The organism is Rhodococcus sp. GA1 (assembly GCF_024321955.1).
Lineage (GTDB): Bacteria > Actinomycetota > Actinomycetes > Mycobacteriales > Mycobacteriaceae > Rhodococcus > Rhodococcus pyridinivorans.
In genome coordinates this window covers 440,909-458,274 of record NZ_CP097186.1, presented here as the reverse complement: position 1 = coordinate 458,274, position 17,366 = coordinate 440,909, and the positions used below count along the sequence as shown (strand labels likewise).

At 68.3% G+C, this 17,366-nt stretch carries 19 protein-coding genes and 1 pseudogene; 12 read left to right on the top strand and 8 right to left on the bottom strand.

The genetic code is table 11. From position 1 onward, the window contains the following. Positions 1-25: 25 nt before the first annotated feature. Positions 26-2,797 carry a DNA translocase FtsK gene (locus M3330_RS02220; RefSeq protein ID WP_255026837.1) on the top strand — a complete coding sequence of 924 codons (2,772 nt, stop codon included), beginning with the start codon at positions 26-28 and terminating at the stop codon, positions 2,795-2,797. A gap of 218 nt (positions 2,798-3,015) precedes the next feature. Further along, on the top strand, positions 3,016-3,999 hold the full coding sequence (locus M3330_RS02215; protein WP_006551278.1) for a TerC family protein: 984 nt from the start codon (positions 3,016-3,018) through the stop codon (positions 3,997-3,999). Here the strand turns inward: M3330_RS02215 and M3330_RS02210 are convergent. Next, positions 3,989-4,273, bottom strand: coding sequence for a YciI family protein (locus M3330_RS02210; protein WP_006551279.1), 285 nt, complete (start codon positions 4,271-4,273; stop codon positions 3,989-3,991). The genes M3330_RS02215 and M3330_RS02210 overlap by 11 nt on opposite strands. A gap of 26 nt (positions 4,274-4,299) precedes the next feature. After that, on the bottom strand, positions 4,300-4,827 hold the full coding sequence (locus M3330_RS02205; protein ID WP_170318496.1) for an amino-acid N-acetyltransferase: 528 nt from the start codon (positions 4,825-4,827) through the stop codon (positions 4,300-4,302). Positions 4,828-4,870: 43 nt separating this feature from the next. On the opposite strand from M3330_RS02205, the pseudogene pgsA reads away from it, so the two are divergent. From pgsA to M3330_RS02185, 4 genes and pseudogenes are all read left to right on the top strand, one after another. After that, positions 4,871-5,512 (top strand): annotated as a pseudogene (pgsA, locus tag M3330_RS02200) (CDP-diacylglycerol--glycerol-3-phosphate 3-phosphatidyltransferase); the annotation flags it as partial. Between the two features lie 393 nt (positions 5,513-5,905). Further along, positions 5,906-6,292 (top strand): helix-turn-helix domain-containing protein, encoded by a 387-nt coding sequence (locus tag M3330_RS02195; RefSeq protein ID WP_255026836.1) that lies wholly within the window; start codon positions 5,906-5,908, stop codon positions 6,290-6,292. Between the two features lie 200 nt (positions 6,293-6,492). After that, complete coding sequence (pspA, locus tag M3330_RS02190; RefSeq protein WP_006551283.1) at positions 6,493-7,299, top strand: phage shock protein PspA; 807 nt, start codon at positions 6,493-6,495, stop codon at positions 7,297-7,299. Positions 7,300-7,325: 26 nt separating this feature from the next. After that, a complete protein-coding gene (locus tag M3330_RS02185) occupies positions 7,326-8,135 on the top strand; it encodes a hypothetical protein (protein ID WP_006551284.1) in 810 nt (269 codons plus the stop codon). 59 nt (positions 8,136-8,194) lie between these two features. On the opposite strand, the gene M3330_RS02180 is transcribed toward M3330_RS02185, so the two are convergent. The 3 genes from M3330_RS02180 to M3330_RS02170 are packed head-to-tail and all read right to left on the bottom strand — an operon-like array spanning position 8,195 to position 10,090. Then, the gene (locus M3330_RS02180; RefSeq protein ID WP_255026835.1) at positions 8,195-8,800 is read right to left on the bottom strand and encodes an energy-coupling factor transporter transmembrane component T; all 606 of its coding nucleotides are present in this window, start codon (positions 8,798-8,800) and stop codon (positions 8,195-8,197) included. Continuing rightward, entirely contained in the window at positions 8,797-9,477 is a 681-nt protein-coding gene (locus M3330_RS02175) for an energy-coupling factor ABC transporter ATP-binding protein (protein WP_033096532.1), read from the bottom strand. Before M3330_RS02175 ends, M3330_RS02180 begins: the two co-directional genes overlap by 4 nt. A 16-nt stretch (positions 9,478-9,493) precedes the next feature. Beyond that, the gene (locus M3330_RS02170; protein WP_006551286.1) at positions 9,494-10,090 is read right to left on the bottom strand and encodes a biotin transporter BioY; all 597 of its coding nucleotides are present in this window, start codon (positions 10,088-10,090) and stop codon (positions 9,494-9,496) included. Between the two features lie 248 nt (positions 10,091-10,338). Here M3330_RS02170 and M3330_RS02165 point away from each other — a divergent pair, with 248 nt between their 5' ends. The 6 genes from M3330_RS02165 (at position 10,339) to recX (ending at position 14,727) form a co-directional block, all read left to right on the top strand. Continuing rightward, complete coding sequence (locus M3330_RS02165) at positions 10,339-10,512, top strand: hypothetical protein (RefSeq protein WP_006551287.1); 174 nt, start codon at positions 10,339-10,341, stop codon at positions 10,510-10,512. A 15-nt stretch (positions 10,513-10,527) separates the two neighbouring features. Next, positions 10,528-11,250, top strand: coding sequence for a PIG-L deacetylase family protein (locus tag M3330_RS02160; RefSeq protein WP_006551288.1), 723 nt, complete (start codon positions 10,528-10,530; stop codon positions 11,248-11,250). A gap of 40 nt (positions 11,251-11,290) precedes the next feature. Next, positions 11,291-12,436, top strand: coding sequence for a glycosyltransferase (locus M3330_RS02155; protein ID WP_255026834.1), 1,146 nt, complete (start codon positions 11,291-11,293; stop codon positions 12,434-12,436). A gap of 37 nt (positions 12,437-12,473) precedes the next feature. After that, on the top strand, positions 12,474-12,668 hold the full coding sequence (locus M3330_RS02150; RefSeq protein ID WP_006551291.1) for a DUF3046 domain-containing protein: 195 nt from the start codon (positions 12,474-12,476) through the stop codon (positions 12,666-12,668). Positions 12,669-12,945: 277 nt separating this feature from the next. Next, positions 12,946-13,989, top strand: coding sequence for a recombinase RecA (recA, locus tag M3330_RS02145; protein WP_006551292.1), 1,044 nt, complete (start codon positions 12,946-12,948; stop codon positions 13,987-13,989). A 120-nt stretch (positions 13,990-14,109) separates the two neighbouring features. Next, a complete protein-coding gene (recX, locus tag M3330_RS02140) occupies positions 14,110-14,727 on the top strand; it encodes a recombination regulator RecX (protein ID WP_033096537.1) in 618 nt (205 codons plus the stop codon). A gap of 56 nt (positions 14,728-14,783) precedes the next feature. On the opposite strand, the gene M3330_RS02135 is transcribed toward recX, so the two are convergent. From M3330_RS02135 to M3330_RS02125, 3 genes are all read right to left on the bottom strand, one after another. Beyond that, complete coding sequence (locus tag M3330_RS02135) at positions 14,784-15,692, bottom strand: amino acid ABC transporter permease (RefSeq protein WP_255026833.1); 909 nt, start codon at positions 15,690-15,692, stop codon at positions 14,784-14,786. Beyond that, positions 15,689-16,369, bottom strand: a complete 681-nt coding sequence (locus M3330_RS02130; RefSeq protein ID WP_006551296.1) for an amino acid ABC transporter permease — start codon at positions 16,367-16,369, stop codon at positions 15,689-15,691. Before M3330_RS02130 ends, M3330_RS02135 begins: the two co-directional genes overlap by 4 nt. Positions 16,370-16,492: 123 nt before the next feature. Then, positions 16,493-17,326: a glutamate ABC transporter substrate-binding protein gene (locus M3330_RS02125; RefSeq protein ID WP_255026832.1), complete on the bottom strand. Its 834-nt coding sequence runs from the start codon at positions 17,324-17,326 to the stop codon at positions 16,493-16,495. Positions 17,327-17,366: the final 40 nt, after the last annotated feature.

Below are 17,366 nucleotides of genomic sequence, written 5' to 3'. Positions count from 1 at the left end.
GGTCCGTGCGGCTACCCTGGCGGATATGGCAGGAAAGTCGTCGGGCAGCCGCGGAACGTCGTCTACGACCTCTCGGTCGCGGACGGGGGCGCGGGGCTCGGGCGGCAGCACCTCCCGTGCTCGCAGCGCGGGTGCCTCCACCTCGAAGACCAGATCGACCGCGAAGACGAAGGCGTCCGGATCGACCCGGTCCACCCCTGCGCGCAAGCCGCGCGCCGCGGCCTCGACCGCGAACCGTCGCAGCGGCGGCACCGCACGTCGCGCTCCGGCCGCGAGTCGACGCCCCGCGCCCGCCCGTCCCCGGCGCAGTTCCGGGGGGATCCTCACCGCCGTGGGCCGCACCGTCGGCGCCGGTTGGATGATGACGGCCCGCGCTGTCGGAGCCACGACCCGCACGATGGGTCGCGCCACCGAGATCGAGTCCGGACACCGTCGCGACGGCATCGCGCTCGGATTGATCTCCATCGGTGTGATCATCGCCGGCACGGTGTGGTTCGGCGTCGGCGGCCCGGTGGGGGAGTGGGTCGAGACGGCCGTCCGCGCCATAACCGGTGGTGCGAGCGCGGTCCTTCCGCTCGTCGCGGTCGGCATCGCGGTGACGCTCATGCGCACCGAACCGCATCCCGAGATCCGTCCCCGGCTCGTCGTCGGCGGACTGCTCGTCGGTCTCCCCGCACTGGGCCTGTGGCACGTCGCCTCCGGTTCACCCACCGACGCGGAGGGCCGCTCGGAAGGGGCCGGTTTCGTCGGTGCCGCCGTGGGCGGCCCGCTCACTTCCGGGCTCACCGTCTGGCTGTCCGTGCCGCTGATGCTCCTCGCGGCGGGCTTCGGGATCCTGCTGCTCACCGGCACCACGGTGCGGGAGCTGCCCGAACTGTTCCGCGACTACTTCGGCCTCGGCTACCGCGCCGACGACGAGTACGGCGACTACGACGACGATTACGGCTACGACGAGCCGCCGATGTTCGACGCCGACGGCTACCCGATCGACGAGCCGCCCGCCCCCAAGCGGTCCCGCCGCCGGCGTACCCCGGTGGAGAACTACCCGCCTGACGAGTTCGACGGCGACGCGAAGACCGAGGTGCTCCCGCTGTGGGACGACCGCGCATCCGAACCCGGGGCGCCCGCCTCACCGCCGGCCACACTGGAGGTGCCCTCGGTCGCCGAGACCCCGGCCGCAGCGCCGGCCCCGGCTCCCGCCCGCAAGAAGCCGAAGGCCGCCCCGGTACCCGAGGTCGTCGACCAGACCTCCGAGCCGGAACCGGCCGAGACGTTCGTGCGCGACCGCGAGGTCGACGGCGACTACACGCTGCCCTCACTGGAGCTGCTCACCAAGGGCGACCCGCCCAAGACGCGGTCGGCCGCGAACGACCAGATGATCGAGGCGATCACCGAGGTCCTCGAACAGTTCAAGATCGACGCCGCGGTCACCGGCTTCACCCGTGGCCCGACCGTCACCCGCTACGAGGTCGAACTCGGCCCCGGCGTCAAAGTCGAGAAGATCACCGCGCTCGCCCGCAACATCGCGTATGCGGTTGCGACCGACAACGTCCGGTTGCTCGCACCGATCCCGGGCAAGTCCGCCGTCGGCATCGAAGTCCCCAACACCGACCGCGAACTCGTGCGGCTGTCGGACGTGCTCGCAGCACCGTCGACCCGCCGCGACCATCACCCCCTCGTCATCGGTCTCGGCAAGGACATCGAGGGCGACTTCGTCTCCGCCAACCTCGCGAAGATGCCGCACCTGCTGGTCGCCGGTTCGACCGGTTCCGGTAAGTCGAGCTTCGTCAACTCGATGCTCGTGTCGCTGCTCATCCGCGCGACGCCCGACGAGGTGCGGATGATCCTCATCGACCCCAAGATGGTCGAGCTGACGCCCTACGAGGGCATCCCGCACCTGATCACGCCGATCATCACGCAGCCGAAGAAGGCCGCGGCGGCACTGGCCTGGCTCGTCGAGGAGATGGAGCAGCGCTACCAGGACATGCAGGCCAACCGCGTGCGCCACATCGACGACTTCAACACGAAGGTGAAGTCGGGGGAGATCACCGCACCGCTCGGCAGCGAGCGCGTGTACCGGCCGTATCCGTACATCCTCGCCATCGTCGACGAGCTCGCCGACCTGATGATGACGGCCCCACGCGACGTCGAGGACGCGATCGTCCGCATCACCCAGAAGGCCCGCGCCGCCGGCATCCACCTCGTGCTCGCCACCCAGCGACCCTCGGTGGACGTCGTCACGGGTCTCATCAAGACGAACGTGCCCTCGCGACTTGCGTTCGCGACGAGTTCGCTCACCGACTCGCGTGTCATCCTCGACCAGCCCGGTGCCGAGAAGCTCATCGGTATGGGCGACGGACTGTTCCTGCCGATGGGTGCGGGCAAGCCGATCCGCCTGCAGGGTGCGTTCATCACCGACGAGGAGATTGCAGGGGTCGTCGACTTCGCCAAGAACCAGGCCGAACCCGAGTACAACGAGGGCGTCACCGCCCCGAAGGCCGGCGACAAGAAGGACGTCGACCCCGACATCGGCGACGACCTCGACGTCTTCCTGCAGGCCGTCGAACTCGTCGTCACGAGCCAGTTCGGTTCGACGTCGATGCTGCAGCGCAAGCTCCGCGTCGGCTTCGCCAAGGCCGGTCGCCTGATGGACCTGATGGAGACCCGAGGCGTGGTCGGGCCGAGCGAGGGCAGCAAGGCCCGCGAGGTGCTGGTCAAACCCGAGGAACTCGACGGCCTGCTGTACTCGATCCGTGGCGGCGGGGATCCGGTGGAAGTGCCTGCCGCAGAGCAGTGAGACATGCCCGTTCGACCGGCCGTCCCTGTTGCCTTCCGGCGGTAAGTGACGATGTGTGGCACAATCGTGGGAGCTGTGGAGGGGAGTATCCCCAGATCCGCGGCGGTCTCGTCAACACGTTCGGCACCGATGCCGTCCCGGGGCCGTCGGTCCGGCGATAGTCCGGGCGGGAGAGACCTCCGGCAGGTACGCATACCTACCGGAAGGCCTATGTGCCCATGCACGTAAACCTGACTACCTGGTTGATCACGATCGCCGTCATCATCGGGTTGTTCATCTTCGACTTCTTCGCCCACGTCCGCAAGCCGCACGCGCCCACACTGCGCGAGTCCGGTTTCTGGTCGGCCGTCTTCGTCGCCATCGCGATCCTCTTCGGCGTGATCGTCTTCGCGGTCTGGGGACCGACCTACGGCGGTGAGTACTTCGCCGGCTACATCACCGAGAAGGCGCTGTCGGTCGACAACCTCTTCGTGTTCGTCATCATCATGGCCACCTTCGCGGTGCCCCGTGAGTACCAGCAGAAGGTCCTCACCATCGGCATCGTGCTGGCGCTGGTCATGCGCGGAGCCTTCATCGCGGTCGGTGCCGCGGCGATCAACGCCTACAGTTGGGTGTTCTACCTGTTCGGCTTCTTCCTCATCTACACGGCGGTCAAGCTCATCCGCGACCACGGTGAGGACCCGCAGGCCATCTCGGAGAACCGGATGGTCAAGCTGGCCCGGAAGTTCCTGCCGGTGCACGACGAGTACGACGGCGACCGCCTCGTCACCCGCATCGACGGCAAGAAGTTCGTCACGCCGATGCTGCTCGCGCTCGTCGCGATCGGCTTCACCGACATCCTCTTCGCGCTCGACTCGATCCCCGCGATCTACGGTCTGACCAACGAGCCGTACCTGGTGTTCACTGCGAACGCCTTTGCGCTGATGGGCCTGCGCCAGCTGTTCTTCCTCATCGGCGGTCTGCTCGAGCGGTTGGTCTACCTGTCCTACGGACTGTCGATCATCCTCGCGTTCATCGGCGTGAAGCTGGTGCTCCACGCCCTGCATGAGAACACGCTCGGCTGGATCAACGGCGGCGAGCACGTCGCCGTCCCGGAGATCTCCACCGGCGTGTCCCTGATCGTGATCGTCGGAGTGCTGGCCGTGACGACGGTGGCCAGCCTGCTCAAGACGCGCGGTGAGAAGGAATCCGTCAGGAGTTGAACACGCCCATCACCGGGTTCCACCCGGTGATGCGCACGGTATCGACGAGGTCGCGCTGCGCGAACGGGTCCTGGGCCATCAGTTCGCGCGCCGCGGCCTCGTCGGCCACGTCGACGAGGATGAGCGCACCCGAACCGTCGGTCCACGGGCCGGTCGCCCGCACGATGCCCTGTTCGACGAGATCGCCGAGCCATGCTCGGTGCTTCGGGCGGTGCTCGTCGCGCGCCGAGGCGGTCGCATCCGAATAGGTGTACTCGACGGCGAACAGGGCCATGCGGGCCTCGCTTTCGTGGGTCTCGATCAGAGGGTGAGGAGCATCCGGGTGTTCCCGAGCGTGTTCGGTTTCACGTAGCTCAGGTCCAGGAACTCCGCGACGCCCGTATCGTACGACCGGCACATCTCCGCATAGACCTCGGCCGTCACCGGAGTCCCCTGGATCTCCGTGAAACCGTGCCGCGCAAAGAACTCCACCTCGAAGGTGAGCACGAACAGTCGTTCCAGCTCGAGCTCGCGGGCGACCTCGATGAGGCGCTCGACGATCAGGTGACCTGCGCCGTGGCCCTTGACGGACGGGTCGACGGCCACGGTGCGCACCTCGCCGAGATCCGACCACAGCACGTGCAGGGCCCCGCACCCGACGACCCGACCCCCGAGTTCGGCCACCCAGAACTCCTGGACGGCCTCGTACAGGGTCACCAGATTCTTCTCGAGCAAAATCCTGCCCGCATAGATGTCGATGAGCCGCTTGATCTCGGGCACGTCGGAGGTTCGGGCGCTCCGTACGACCATTCGATCGTTCGAGTCGTGGTTCGTCGGCGGTGTCGTCATGCGGTGAACAGTAGCGCGTGCGGCTACCGATATTGTGGGGCACATGAGCACGCCCCGCCAGCATGTCACCGCGTCGGGCGGGAGCGGCGCCGCACCGGGACCGCACGCCGGGAGCCCGCACGATCCGGTGCCGTTGTGGAACATCGCCAACATCTTGACGGTGGGTCGGATCGCGTTGGTACCGGTCTTCCTGGTGCTGCTCTTCGTCGGCGACGGGCACGACATCGGGTGGAGGCTCGCGGCGACCGGAGTCTTCGCGATCGCCGCCATCACCGACCGGATCGACGGTCAACTCGCGCGAAAGCACGGTCTCGTCACCGATTTCGGCAAACTCGCCGATCCTATCGCCGACAAGGCCCTCATCGGTGCCGCGCTGGTCGGGCTGTCGATGCTCGGTGACCTGTCGTGGTGGGTCACCGGGATCATCGCTGCTCGGGAGCTGGGGATCACCGCCCTGCGGTTCGCCGTGCTCCGGCACGCCGTGATCCCGGCGAGTCGCGGTGGCAAGCTCAAGACGCTGGTGCAGACGCTCGCCATCGGTGTCTACCTGCTGCCGCTGCCCGAATCGGTGGCGCCGGTGGCGATCGGCCTGATGATCCTGGCGGTCGCCCTGACGGTGGTGACGGGACTCGACTACGTGGTCCAGGCGATCCGGCTGCGTACCGGGGTGCGCCGGAGCGAGAGCGAGACCGCCCGTGCGGAGGACGTCCCGAGGGTGAACGTCCTGGGGGTGGACGTCGCGGGGGTGGACGTCGCGGGGGTGGACGTCGCGGGGGAGGACGTCGCGGGGGAGGGCGCCGCGGGGGAGGGCGCCGCTGCCCAGGACACGCCGGGCGACGGCCGCACGGTGGGCGAGGACGCCCGGTAACCACGGGGCGGGACATGCGGGATCCGGCTCGGTGCGGTCGACACCGCTGTGTCGGGACTACGCTGTGTCGGGACTACTCGGGCGTCTGCAACCGCCGTCGGCGTTGTAATGTCTGGACACCGCGGTATCGAGGTCCGATCGATCTGCGGGAACCTCGCAGCCTCGTCGTGCGTTGACGAGGTGTCGGCACGACGGACGAAGGAGGATGGGATGGCGCTGTTGTTGCGTGAGGCACTCGGTGACAGCCTTCGGCGCACCCGTGTTTCGCAGAGCCGCACCCTGCGCGAAGTCTCCAGCAGCGCCCGGGTCAGCCTCGGCTATCTCTCGGAGATCGAGCGCGGCAGGAAGGAGGCCTCGAGCGAACTGCTCGCGGCCATCTGCGATGCACTGGAGGTCCCGCTGTCCGACGTTCTGTTCGATGTGAGCGGTCTGCTGGCGGACGGCCTCGACCGTCGCACGGACATGGAGACCACCGCAGCCGACACGGCACCGGCCGAGCGGTCCGACGACGGCGCCACCGCCGATCCCGGGTTGCTCGCGCAGGAGCCGCGCATGGTGATCCCTGCACCCGCCGCACAGGCGCTGGCAGCCGCCTAACATGGATCACGAACCGTGCCGGTCTCGCCGGATACGGTCGTAAGCGACATCGAGCCGGGGCGTGGTGCGTGCACGGACCCGGCCGGGGCAGGTGGGTCGTCGGGGGTAGCAGCGGACCGGCGATCTTCGAACCGGGGCGCGAGGGCCGCGTACCGGGTCGCGTTCGGCGCGGCGTACCAGATGGAGGCAGGATCACACCCATGGCTAATCCTTTCGTCAAGGGCTGGAAGTACCTGATGGCGCTTTTCAACTCGAAGATCGATGAGAAGGCCGATCCGAAGGTCCAGATTCAGCAGGCGATCGAGGACGCGCAGCGTCAGCATCAGGCACTCTCGCAGCAGGCGGCCTCCGTTATCGGTAACCAGCGTCAGCTCGAGATGAAGCTCAACCGTCAGCTGGACGAGGTGGAGAAGCTCAACGCGAGTGCCCGCCAGGCCGTCATGATGGCCGACCAGGCCACGGCGGCGGGCGACACCGAGAAGGCGATCCAGTACACGAACGCGGCCGAGGCCTTCGCGGCACAGCTCGTCACCGCCGAGCAGTCCGTCGAGGACCTCAAGGTGCTGCACGACCAGTCGCTCCAGGCCGCCGCGCAGGCCAAGAAGGCCGTCGAGCAGAACGCCATGGCGCTGCAGCAGAAGGTCGCAGAGCGCACGAAGCTGCTCAGCCAGCTCGAGCAGGCCAAGATGCAGGAGCGCGTGAGCGAGTCGCTGCGTTCGATGGATTCGACCCTCGCAGCTCCGGGCACCACTCCGAGCCTCGATGCCGTCCGCGAGAAGATCGAGCGTCGCTACGCCAACGCTCTCGGTTCGGCCGAGCTCGCCCAGAACTCGGTGCAGGGCCGCATGCTCGAGGTTCAGCAGGCCACCGTCCAGATGGCCGGTCACAGCCGACTCGAGCAGATCCGGGCGTCGATGAAGGGCGAGGCGCTTCCGGGCACCCCCGCCAACCCTGCCGTCGACACGCGCAAAGAGCCCCCGAACGCTGCCGGTACCACCGGCCGCTGATCCGCACGCCTCGGAACTGATCCGCCGTGAACGTCTCCGGAGACGACCGGACCGGGAACATCCCCGGTTCGGTCGTCTCTGCGTTCCGCGATGCCACCGGCAACGCGATGGAGGCCGCGCGCCGCTGGCGCGATCCCGCCGCCCGCTTGCGGCGTAAGAAGCGTCGCGCGCGTCGGCGTGCCAGTTTCTTCGGTGCCGGCTCGGGCACCACGGCGATCGGCACCGCGACCCTGGCCGTCGCGTCGGCTCCCGAATGGACGCTCGTCGCGGCCGGGGGAGCGACGGCGGCTCTCGCAGTGCCTGCCGTCCTCGCCGTCCGTACCTTCCGTCGCCTCGATGCGGTGCCGCTGCCCCCACCGCCGCCGCGCCGCCGGTCGCTGCCACCGGCCGGTTCGGTCGCCCGCGCCCCGATGGAACGCCTCGCGGCGAACGAGGAGAGCCTGCGGCGCCTGCTCGGTGTGCTCGTGCGGTCGAACTCCGTGGCTCCCGACGACCTCACCGAGATCGACGACGCGGCCCGCGCAGCCGCATCCGCACTCGATGCCGTCGTCGAGGACGTCGTTGCCCTCGAATCCGCCGCGCAGGGCAGTGCGGCCGCCAAGACCCATCTGTCCGCGGCCATCGTCGACGCGGGCGAGCGTCTCGGGACGGGTGTCGACCAGTTCGAGGAACTCGTCGCCGCCGCAGCACGCCTCGCCGCGACCGCCGAGGGTAACCGGTCGCTGGCGATGCTCGACCAGCGACGCGCCGAACTGATCGCCACGTCCGACAAACTCGAGAGCTGGGCGCAGTCCTGGCGCGAGTTGGGGCAGATCGAGCAGCGTTACCACCCCTGAGGGGTGGAACACCCCCACCATCGACACCGCGAGCCGAACACGTCGGTCGTCGACACCTCTCAGTCGTCGACACCGCGAGCGGCGAGGGCCTCGCCCATCGCCTCCGCGGTGCGGAGGGCTCCCACCACCACCGGAACCACCAGCGCCCGCAACGAGAATCCGAGACCGCGCGCCTTGCGTGCCTCGGTCACGCGGGTGACCACGGTGCCGATCAGCGGGATCGCGCGGACGGTCATCACCAGCACGAGTCCCACCCGGTCGGGATCGACCCCGACGCGCGCGAGGGGACGGGCCGCCCGCACGATCGCGTCGAGCATGTCGGTGGTCCGCGTCGTGAGGGTCACCAGGGCGGCCAGGGCGACCGCCACGAGCAGCGACCCGCAGATCACCACCGCCCGTTCCCACCCCGCCACGAGCACCTGGAACGCTGCAATGATCGCCAGCATCCACACCAGCGGCCGCAGCTGCACAACCGCCGGACGCGGAGGTACGCGCGCGGCCGCATACGCGAGCACGGCCAAGGCCAGGGCGGGAAGCACCTGCCAGGGTTGCCGGATCCACAGGGTCAGCGCAAGGATCAGTGCTGCGACCGCGAGCAGCTTCGCTCCCGCCGGAAGCCGGTGCAGGACGGAGCGTCCGGGATGGTAGAGGCCGAACGTGTTCACCCGATCAGATTCCGGTAGAACGCGAGCGCGGACGCCGGTTCGTCGTCGGCGACGACCCGCCCCGAGTCGACCACCAGCACACGATCGAAGCCCACGAGGAGTTCGAGATTGTGGGTCACCGCGATCACCTGCTGCGGAAGGCTCGCGAAGGTGCGCGCGATGAGCTTCGTATTGCGCAGGTCGAGCAGGGTCGTCGGTTCGTCCGCGACGAGCACCGCCGGGTCGGTCACCATGATCGCGGCGAGCGCGAGCAACTGCTTCTGGCCGCCCGAGAGCAGGTGGCTGGGGTGGTCGTGATGCCCCGCGAGCCCGAAATCGGCGAGAACCTGCCCTACCCGGGCTTCGCGTTCCTCTTTGCCGAGTCCGCTGCGTCGCAGCGAGAAGGCGACGTCCTCGGCGACCGTCGGCATGACGATCTGATGGTCCGGGTCGGTGAAGACGAATCCGACCTTCTTGCGGACCTCCCGGCCCTTGCGCGCCGTGTCGAGACCGTCGACGGTCACCGAGCCGGACGACGGGACGAGCAGGCCGTTGATCATGCGCGCCATCGTCGACTTGCCGCTGCCGTTCGCTCCGACGATGCCGACGCGTCGTTCGGTGAGGACCACGTCGACCCCGTCGAGGACGGTGCGGTCGCCGTAGGCGTGCCGCACCTCCCGGAATCGGATCTCGCTCATCGACGGTCGGACGGCGTCAGTGCGCGGGATCCGCAGCGGGGCGGTGCGCGATGCGCGGTGCCGCCAGTGCGGGATAGGCGCGATGCACCTGGGCGGCGACCGCTGCGGCGACGACCGCCTTGGCCAGATCGCCCGGCAGGAAGGTGACGTTGGCCGCGGCGGCGGCCCACACCGTGAGATCCGTGCGCAGGACCATGCCTGCGATACCGAAGGCGTAGAGGACGACGATGCCACCGAGGACGTTGACGGCCACACCGGGCAACGTGCGGTATCGCGGCAGCATCTTCATGCTCAGCCAGCCGATCACGGCGACGGCAGGGATCCAGCCGATGAGGAAGCCCACCGTGGGACCTGCCAGCGAGGTGAGGGTCGTGCGCCCGCCGGCGAGTACGGGCAGCGCCAGCCCCAGCACGATCACGGTGAGCACCGACAGGACACCTTTGCGTGCGCCGAGCAGTGCACCCGCGAGCATCACGCCCAAGGTCTGCAGCGTGATGGGCACGCCGGACGATCCGATACTGATCTGACCGGGCAGTCCCAGGGCGATGATCAGGGCGGCGAAGACGGCGATCTGCGCGAGGTCGCGCGCGGGGATACGGGGGGACGAGGACACGGTTACTCAGCCTTCTGGTATGGACGGCGAACCCGTAGAGCCTAAGCCGTACCGGCGTGCCGCGGGTCACCGACCCGTCTCCGGGTGCCCGTGGGCCACACCGGGGTGCGCCTCCGGGTGTCCCCTGATCTTTCCCTGATATCTGCGCTGACCTGCTGTTTTTCATTGCTCGAGCTGTCAGGATCGAGGCGTACCGAGCAAACGGAGTCCGACTCGGAAGGGGTCGGCATCGAGGGTGGGAGTACCCAATGTTCTGGAAGATCGTAGGAATCGTCGCGGTGGTGTGGGTCGGTCTCGCCGTCCTCGGCGCCCTGCTCGACAACCTGTTCGGCTTTCTCGTACTCGGCGCCGTGATCTTCGGCGGATACCTGCTGTACAAGGCAGTATCGGGAGGTGACAAGCACGACCTGACACGTCTGTAGACGAAGGGGGCAGCTGTGGAGGCGGTACCGGAGAACTGGCAACGCGGACTCGTCGTCGTCGCCCACCCGGACGACATCGAATACGGCGCTGCGGCGGCGATCGCGCGGTGGACCCGACAGGGCAAGGAGATTTCCTACGTTCTGGCCACCAGTGGCGAGGCGGGCATCGCCGGTCTGCCGCCCGAGAAGAGCGGGCCGGTGCGGGAATCGGAGCAGCGCGAGTCCGCGCGGATCGTCGGAGTGGATACCGTCGAGTTCCTCGGGCACCCGGATGGTCGACTCGTCCCGAGTCTCGATCTCCGTCGCGACATCGCTTCCGCCATCCGACGTCATCGTCCTGAGATGGTGGTCACGCTCGCGTTCGGGCTGTCGCCCCGGCCCGGCTGGGTCAACAGTGCCGACCATCGGGCGCTCGGGATCAGCGTCCTCGACGCCGTCTCCGATGCCGCGAACGAATGGATCTTCCCGGAACTCACCGAACGCGGTCTGGAACCGTGGCACGGCGTGCGATGGGCTGCCGTGTGTCCGGGTTCGCCTCCGACCCACGCGGTGGACGTGACCGATACGGTCGAACTGGCAGTCGAGTCCCTCGCGGCGCACCGTCTGTACCTGCAGGCTCTCGACGACAGGCCGGTGGAGGCACAAGCGCGCGAACAGGTGGAGCGCGCATCGGCGCCGCTGCCGGGATTCGCTGCCGAGCGCGCCTCCGGGTTCGAGTTGTACACCTTCGCGGGATAGGAAGCGTCCCGCCGTCGGTGGCCTGTGGCAGGCTGTGCGCGTGCGAGTGGCGGTGGTGGCCGGGCCCGATGCGGGTCATGCGATTCCGGCGATCGCGTTGTCGCTGCGGCTTGCGGATGCCGGGCACGACGCGGTCGTCCTCACGGGCGAACGATGGCTCGGCCTCGAGCTGCCCGGTGTGACGTTCGCTGAGTTGAAGGGGCTGGCGCCCCGGCTCGGGGACGACGACGGCGACGCGGGGGCGAAGATCCACGCCCGCGCCGCCCATATCGCGAGCGAGATGCTCCCGGATCTCGGAGCCCTGCTACCCGACCTCGTCGTGGCGGACGTGCTCACCGCCGGCGGAGGGATGGCCGCCGAGCGCCTGGGGATCCCGTGGGTCGAGCTCTCGCCGCACCCGTTGTACCTGCCGTCGCGCGGGCTCCCGCCGATCGGCAGCGGTCTCGATGTGGGCAGGGGCGTGCGGGGCCGGTTGAGGGATGCCGCGTTGCGAGCGATGACCGCGAGATCGCTGCGGCAGGGGGAGCGCGAGCGTTCTGCCGCACGCGTCGGGATCGGTCTGCCGGCGCGCGATCCCGGGCCCCGGGCCCGGCTGATCGCCACCCTGCCGGCACTCGAGGTGCCACGTCCCGACTGGCCCGGGCACGCGCACGTCGTCGGTCCGCTGCTGTGGGAACCCAACGTGGAGATCCTCGATCCGCCGCCAGGGGACGGACCTCTCGTGATGGTCGCGCCGTCGACCGCGGTCACCGGCGTGACCGGGATGGTCGAGACGGTCTGCGACGCACTAGACGGGGCCGGGATGCGGGTCGCCGCGACGATGCTCGACCCTCCGCCGCAGTCGCTCCCCAGCTGGGCCGTCTCGGGTCGCGGCAGGCAGGACGTCCTGCTCCGGCAGGCCGATGTCGTCGTGTGCGGGGGTGGGCACGGGATGCTCGCCAAGACGCTGAGTGCGGGGGTTCCGGCGGTGATCGTTCCCGGGGGCGGCGACCAGTGGGAGCTGGCGAACCGCGCCGCACGGCAGGGGAGTGCGGTGGTGGTGCGTCCGCTCGACGCGGATGCGGTCCGCTCCGCGATCGACACCGTGCTGTCGTCGCCGGACTTCGCCGCCGCGGCTCGTGCGGCCGCGGACGGTGCCGGCGACGTGGAGGATCCGGTCGCGGTGTGCGAGGCCGCAGCGGACTGACTGTCGCGCCACACCGCGCGCGACTACCGTGGTCGGGGTGCGGTTGACGGAGTTCTACGAGGTGGTCCGGGACGAGTTCGGACAGATGCACGGCGATGCCCTGCTGCGCGATCACGTGCTGCTTTCGCTCGGTGGACGGACGGCGGCCGAGGCGATCGAGGCGGGACAGGAGCCCCGGGAGGTATGGCGCGCTCTCTGCGACGAGTTCGACGTCCCACCCGTGCGGCGGTAGCCGCGGAGCCGGTCGGGGCTGTTCCCGACCGGAATCGGTGCAGGAGTAGATGCCGGAATCGATTTTCTGTCCGACCGGGATGAGACCATTCCTGGCGTACACGAAGCGACCGGATTTCGAACACGTGTTCGGCTATGCTGGGAACGCCGGGTGGGTTGTCCACAGGTGGTGATTCCATCCACAGATACGGCGTTTCCGCGGTCGCGACAGCGAACTTGTCGGTGCCGGGTTCTAACGTCGTCGACAACAAGGACGAGATTCTATTAAGGGGACCAAGATGGCAGCACAGGCTCACGACCGCGAGAAGGCGCTCGAGCTCGCCCTCGCGCAGATCGACAAGAGCTTCGGTAAGGGCTCGGTGATGCGCCTGGGCGAGGACGTCCGTCCGCCCATCGCAGTCATTCCCACCGGGTCGATCGCACTCGACGTGGCTCTCGGTATCGGCGGCCTGCCACGCGGGCGCGTCATCGAGATCTACGGCCCGGAATCCTCGGGTAAGACGACGGTGGCCCTCCACGCGGTCGCCAACGCGCAGGCCGCCGGCGGCATCGCGGCGTTCATCGACGCCGAGCACGCCCTCGATCCGGACTACGCGCGCAAGCTCGGTGTCGACACCGACGCCCTGCTCGTGTCCCAACCCGACACCGGTGAGCAGGCCCTCGAGATCGCCGACATGCTCATCCGCTCGGGTGCGCTCGACATCATCGTCATCGACTCGGTCGCGGCGCTCGTGCCCCGCGCCGAGATCGAGGGCGAGATGGGCGACAGCCACGTCGGTCTCCAGGCCCGCCTGATGAGCCAGGCACTGCGCAAGATGACCGGTGCGCTCAACAACTCCGGCACCACCGCGATCTTCATCAACCAGCTGCGCGAGAAGATCGGCGTGATGTTCGGCTCGCCCGAGACCACCACGGGCGGTAAGGCGCTGAAGTTCTACGCCTCCGTGCGTCTGGACGTGCGCCGGATCGAGACGCTCAAGGACGGGGGCGACGCGGTGGGCAACCGCACCCGCGTGAAGGTCGTCAAGAACAAGGTCTCGCCTCCGTTCAAGCAGGCCGAGTTCGACATCCTGTACGGCCAGGGCATCTCGAAGGAGGGCTCGCTCATCGACATGGGTGTCGAGCAGGGCTTCATCCGCAAGTCCGGCTCCTGGTACACCTACGAGGGCGACCAGCTGGGGCAGGGCAAGGAGAACGCCCGCAAGTTCCTGCTCGAGAACACCGATGTGCGCGACGAGATCGAGAAGAAGATCAAGGAGAAGCTCGGCATCGGTGCCGTTCTCACCGATCCGAGTGATGTCGAGGAGCCGGTCGACTTCTAGTCACCGCCCACGGCCCCACGGCCCCACGGCCCCACGGGGGCACGGACGCACGTCGTCCGTGCCCCCGTGGCGTATCCGCACCCGGCCGCGCTGTCGGTGCGTCCGGCTACTGTGCGCGTCATGGACGACTCCGAGGAACGACGCCCCGACGCTCGGCGCGAACGACGCGGACGGCGGCGCTCGGCTCGCACTGAGCAGGAACTGCCCGGCGGCGGCACCGAAGCGCAGGCCAAGGACGTCTGTCTCCGTCTGCTGACCGATCGGGCACGCAGCCGATCCGAGCTCGCGACGAAGCTCGAGCAGAAGGGGTTCGCGTCCGACGTCGCCGAACGTGCCCTCGACCGTCTCACCGAGGTCGGGTTGATCGACGACGCGGATTTCGCCAACCAGTGGGCACGTTCACGGCATCTGCACGCGGGGAAGGGTAAGCGCGCGATCGCACTCGAACTGCGCCGCAAGGGAATCGACGCCGACGACGCGGCGGCCGCCCTCGAACAGATCGACACCGCCGACGAACGGGAACGGGCGGTCGAACTGGTCCGCAAGAAGCTCCGCACCCAGCCGCCGCTGCCCACCGAAGGGGATCGGCGCGAGATCGCGGCCGAACGCGACAAGTTGGTGCGGCGGCTGGTCGGGATGCTGGCCCGGCGCGGCTACGCGCAGGGGATGGCGTTCGATGTCGTGCGGGAAGAACTCGCGACGTTCGGTGCCGACGCGAGCGACCTCCCGCACGACTGAGCCCGACTGCGAAACGCCTGGGCTCGACTGCGAACTTCGCAACCGCAGTGCTGCTGTTACTTGCGGCCCTCGCCGCTCAGGTCCAGGCCTGGCACCGACATCGTGCGCATCGTCTGCGGCTCTTCGGCCGCCACGGCACCCTTCTTCCGCTTCCCGGATCGCAGACGCTTCTCGAGCCAGATCGCGAACTGTGTCAGCGCACTGTTGAGGATGATCATGATCGCCGCGACCACCAGCAGCGACGGCAGGTAGTTCTGGAAGAACGCGCCGAGCTGCTGGCCGGAACGCACCACTTCGACATAGCCGATGAGGTAGCCGAGCGCGGAGTCCTTGAGCGCGATCACCATCTGCGACACGATTGCCGGGAGCATGACCGTCACGGCCTGCGGCAGCAGGATCAGTCGCATGAGCTGGTTCTTCCGCATGCCGATCGCGTAGGCGGCCTCGCTCTGACCACGCGGAAGCGATCGGATGCCCGCGCGCACGATCTCGGCGATGACCGAGCCGTTGTACAGGGTCAGGCCGGTGATGACCGCCGCGAGCGCGAGATATCCGGACTTGAAGACGCGGTACTCGGCGAACACCTGGTAGGCGAAGATCATCAGGATCAGCACCGGGACGGCGCGGAACAACTCGACGATCGTGCCGGCGATCCAGCGGACCCACCGGTGGTCGGACAGACGCGCGATACCCAGGACCGTGCCGAGCACGAGTGCCAGCACGATCGACGCGACGGCCGCGATGATCGTGCCGCGGATGCCGGGCAGCAGATAGGTGGTCCAGCTGGACGATTCGACGAACGGCTCCCACTTGGCGGCCGTCAGCTGTCCGTTGGCGTCGAGCGCGCGGTAGACGATCCAGCCGACCAGGACGAGGAGCGCGACCACGACCACCGACAGGATCCGGTAGAGCGCCTTGGCGCGGGGCCCGGGTGCGTCGTAGAGAACGGTTCCGTGTGCACTCATCGGGCGACCTCGTATCGCTTGCTGAGCCGGCCGAAGAGCAGGCCGGTGGGAAGGGTGAGGATGACGAATCCGAGCGCGAAGATGCCACCGACGACGAAGATGGCCGCTTCGTTCTCGATCATCGTCTTCATCAGCAGCGAGGCCTCGGACACGCCGATGACGGAGGCGATCGTCGAGTTCTTGGTCAACGCGATGAGCACCGAACCGAGCGGGGCGATGACCGCGCGGAAGGCCTGGGGGAGGACGATCAGGCGCAGATTCTGGCTGAAGGTCAGACCCAGCGAGCGGCCGGCCTCCGACTGTCCGAGCGAGACCGTGTTGATGCCCGAGCGGAGCGACTCGCACACGAAGGCCGCCGTGTAGACGCTCAGGCCGAGCACCGCGAGTCGGAAGTTGTTGTCCACCAGGAAGGTCGGCGACGACTCGGAGGCCAGCTTGATGCCGAGCGTCTGGGACAGACCGAACAGGCAAAAGATGATGATGAGGGTCAGCGGGGTGTTCCGGAAGATCGTCACGTAGGCGGCGCCGACGGCACGCGCCACCGGGATGGGGGACACGCGCATCGCGGCGAGGATCGTTCCGAGGATCAGTGCACCGATCGCCGAGATGACGGTCAACTGGATCGTGGTCCAGAACGCGTCGAGTAGCTGGCTGCTGTACTTGCTCAACAGATCCACAGGTCACTCCGGGATCGAGGGGACGGGTGGGAGTCCGGAACGGTCCGGCCGGTCCGTGGGATTACGGACCGGCCGCACCGCCGGACGTGACGGGTGGTACCCGTACTCGGTGACGATCGACACTCAGTAGCGATCGACGCTCGGCTGCTCCGGGAGCTCGTAGCCCGAGGCGCCGACCGTCTCCTGGAATGCGGCCTCCCACGCACCGCTGGCGATCATCTCCTCGATCGCGTCGTTGATCGCATTGCGCGACTCGTCGTCGCTCTTGGCGAGACCGATGCCGTAGCGCTCGGTGGTGAACGGCTCACCGACGACCTTGAAGTCGCCCGGGCTCTGCGCGGCGTAGCCGGCGAGGATGATGTCGTCGGTGGTCACCGCGTCGACCGCGCCGTTGCGCAGCGCCTCGACACACAGCGAGTAGGTGTCGAACTCCTGGAGCTGGACGTCCTGCGCGTAGTTGTCCTTCACGTTCTGGGCCGGGGTCGAACCCGCCACCGAGCACAGGCGCTTGCCGCCGTTGAGCGAGTCGGGTCCGGTGATCTCGGTGTCGTCCGCGCGCACGAGGAGCGACTGGCCCGCAATGAAGTACGGGCCGGCGAAGTCCACCTTCTCCTTGCGGGAATCGGTGATCGAGTAGGTCGCGACGATGTAGTCGACCTCACCGTTCTGGATGAGGGTCTCGCGCTGGGCGGACGGAGCTTCCTTGAATTCGATGTTCTCCTCGGACACACCGAGCTGACCGGCGACATACTTGGCGACCTCGACGTCGAACCCGCTGAACGAACCGTCCGGGTTGCGCAGGCCCAGGCCCGGCTGGTCGAACTTGATACCGACCGTCAGGGTGCCGTTCTCCGCGGACTGCGAGACACTGCGCGTCTCGTCGCCACCGCACGCCGTGGCGACGACTGCCACGGCGACGGCGCCGATGCCCAGGCGGATGGAGCGGGACAATTTCATCGAATACCTCCGGTGCGGTTCGGAACTACGTCCGACGGAC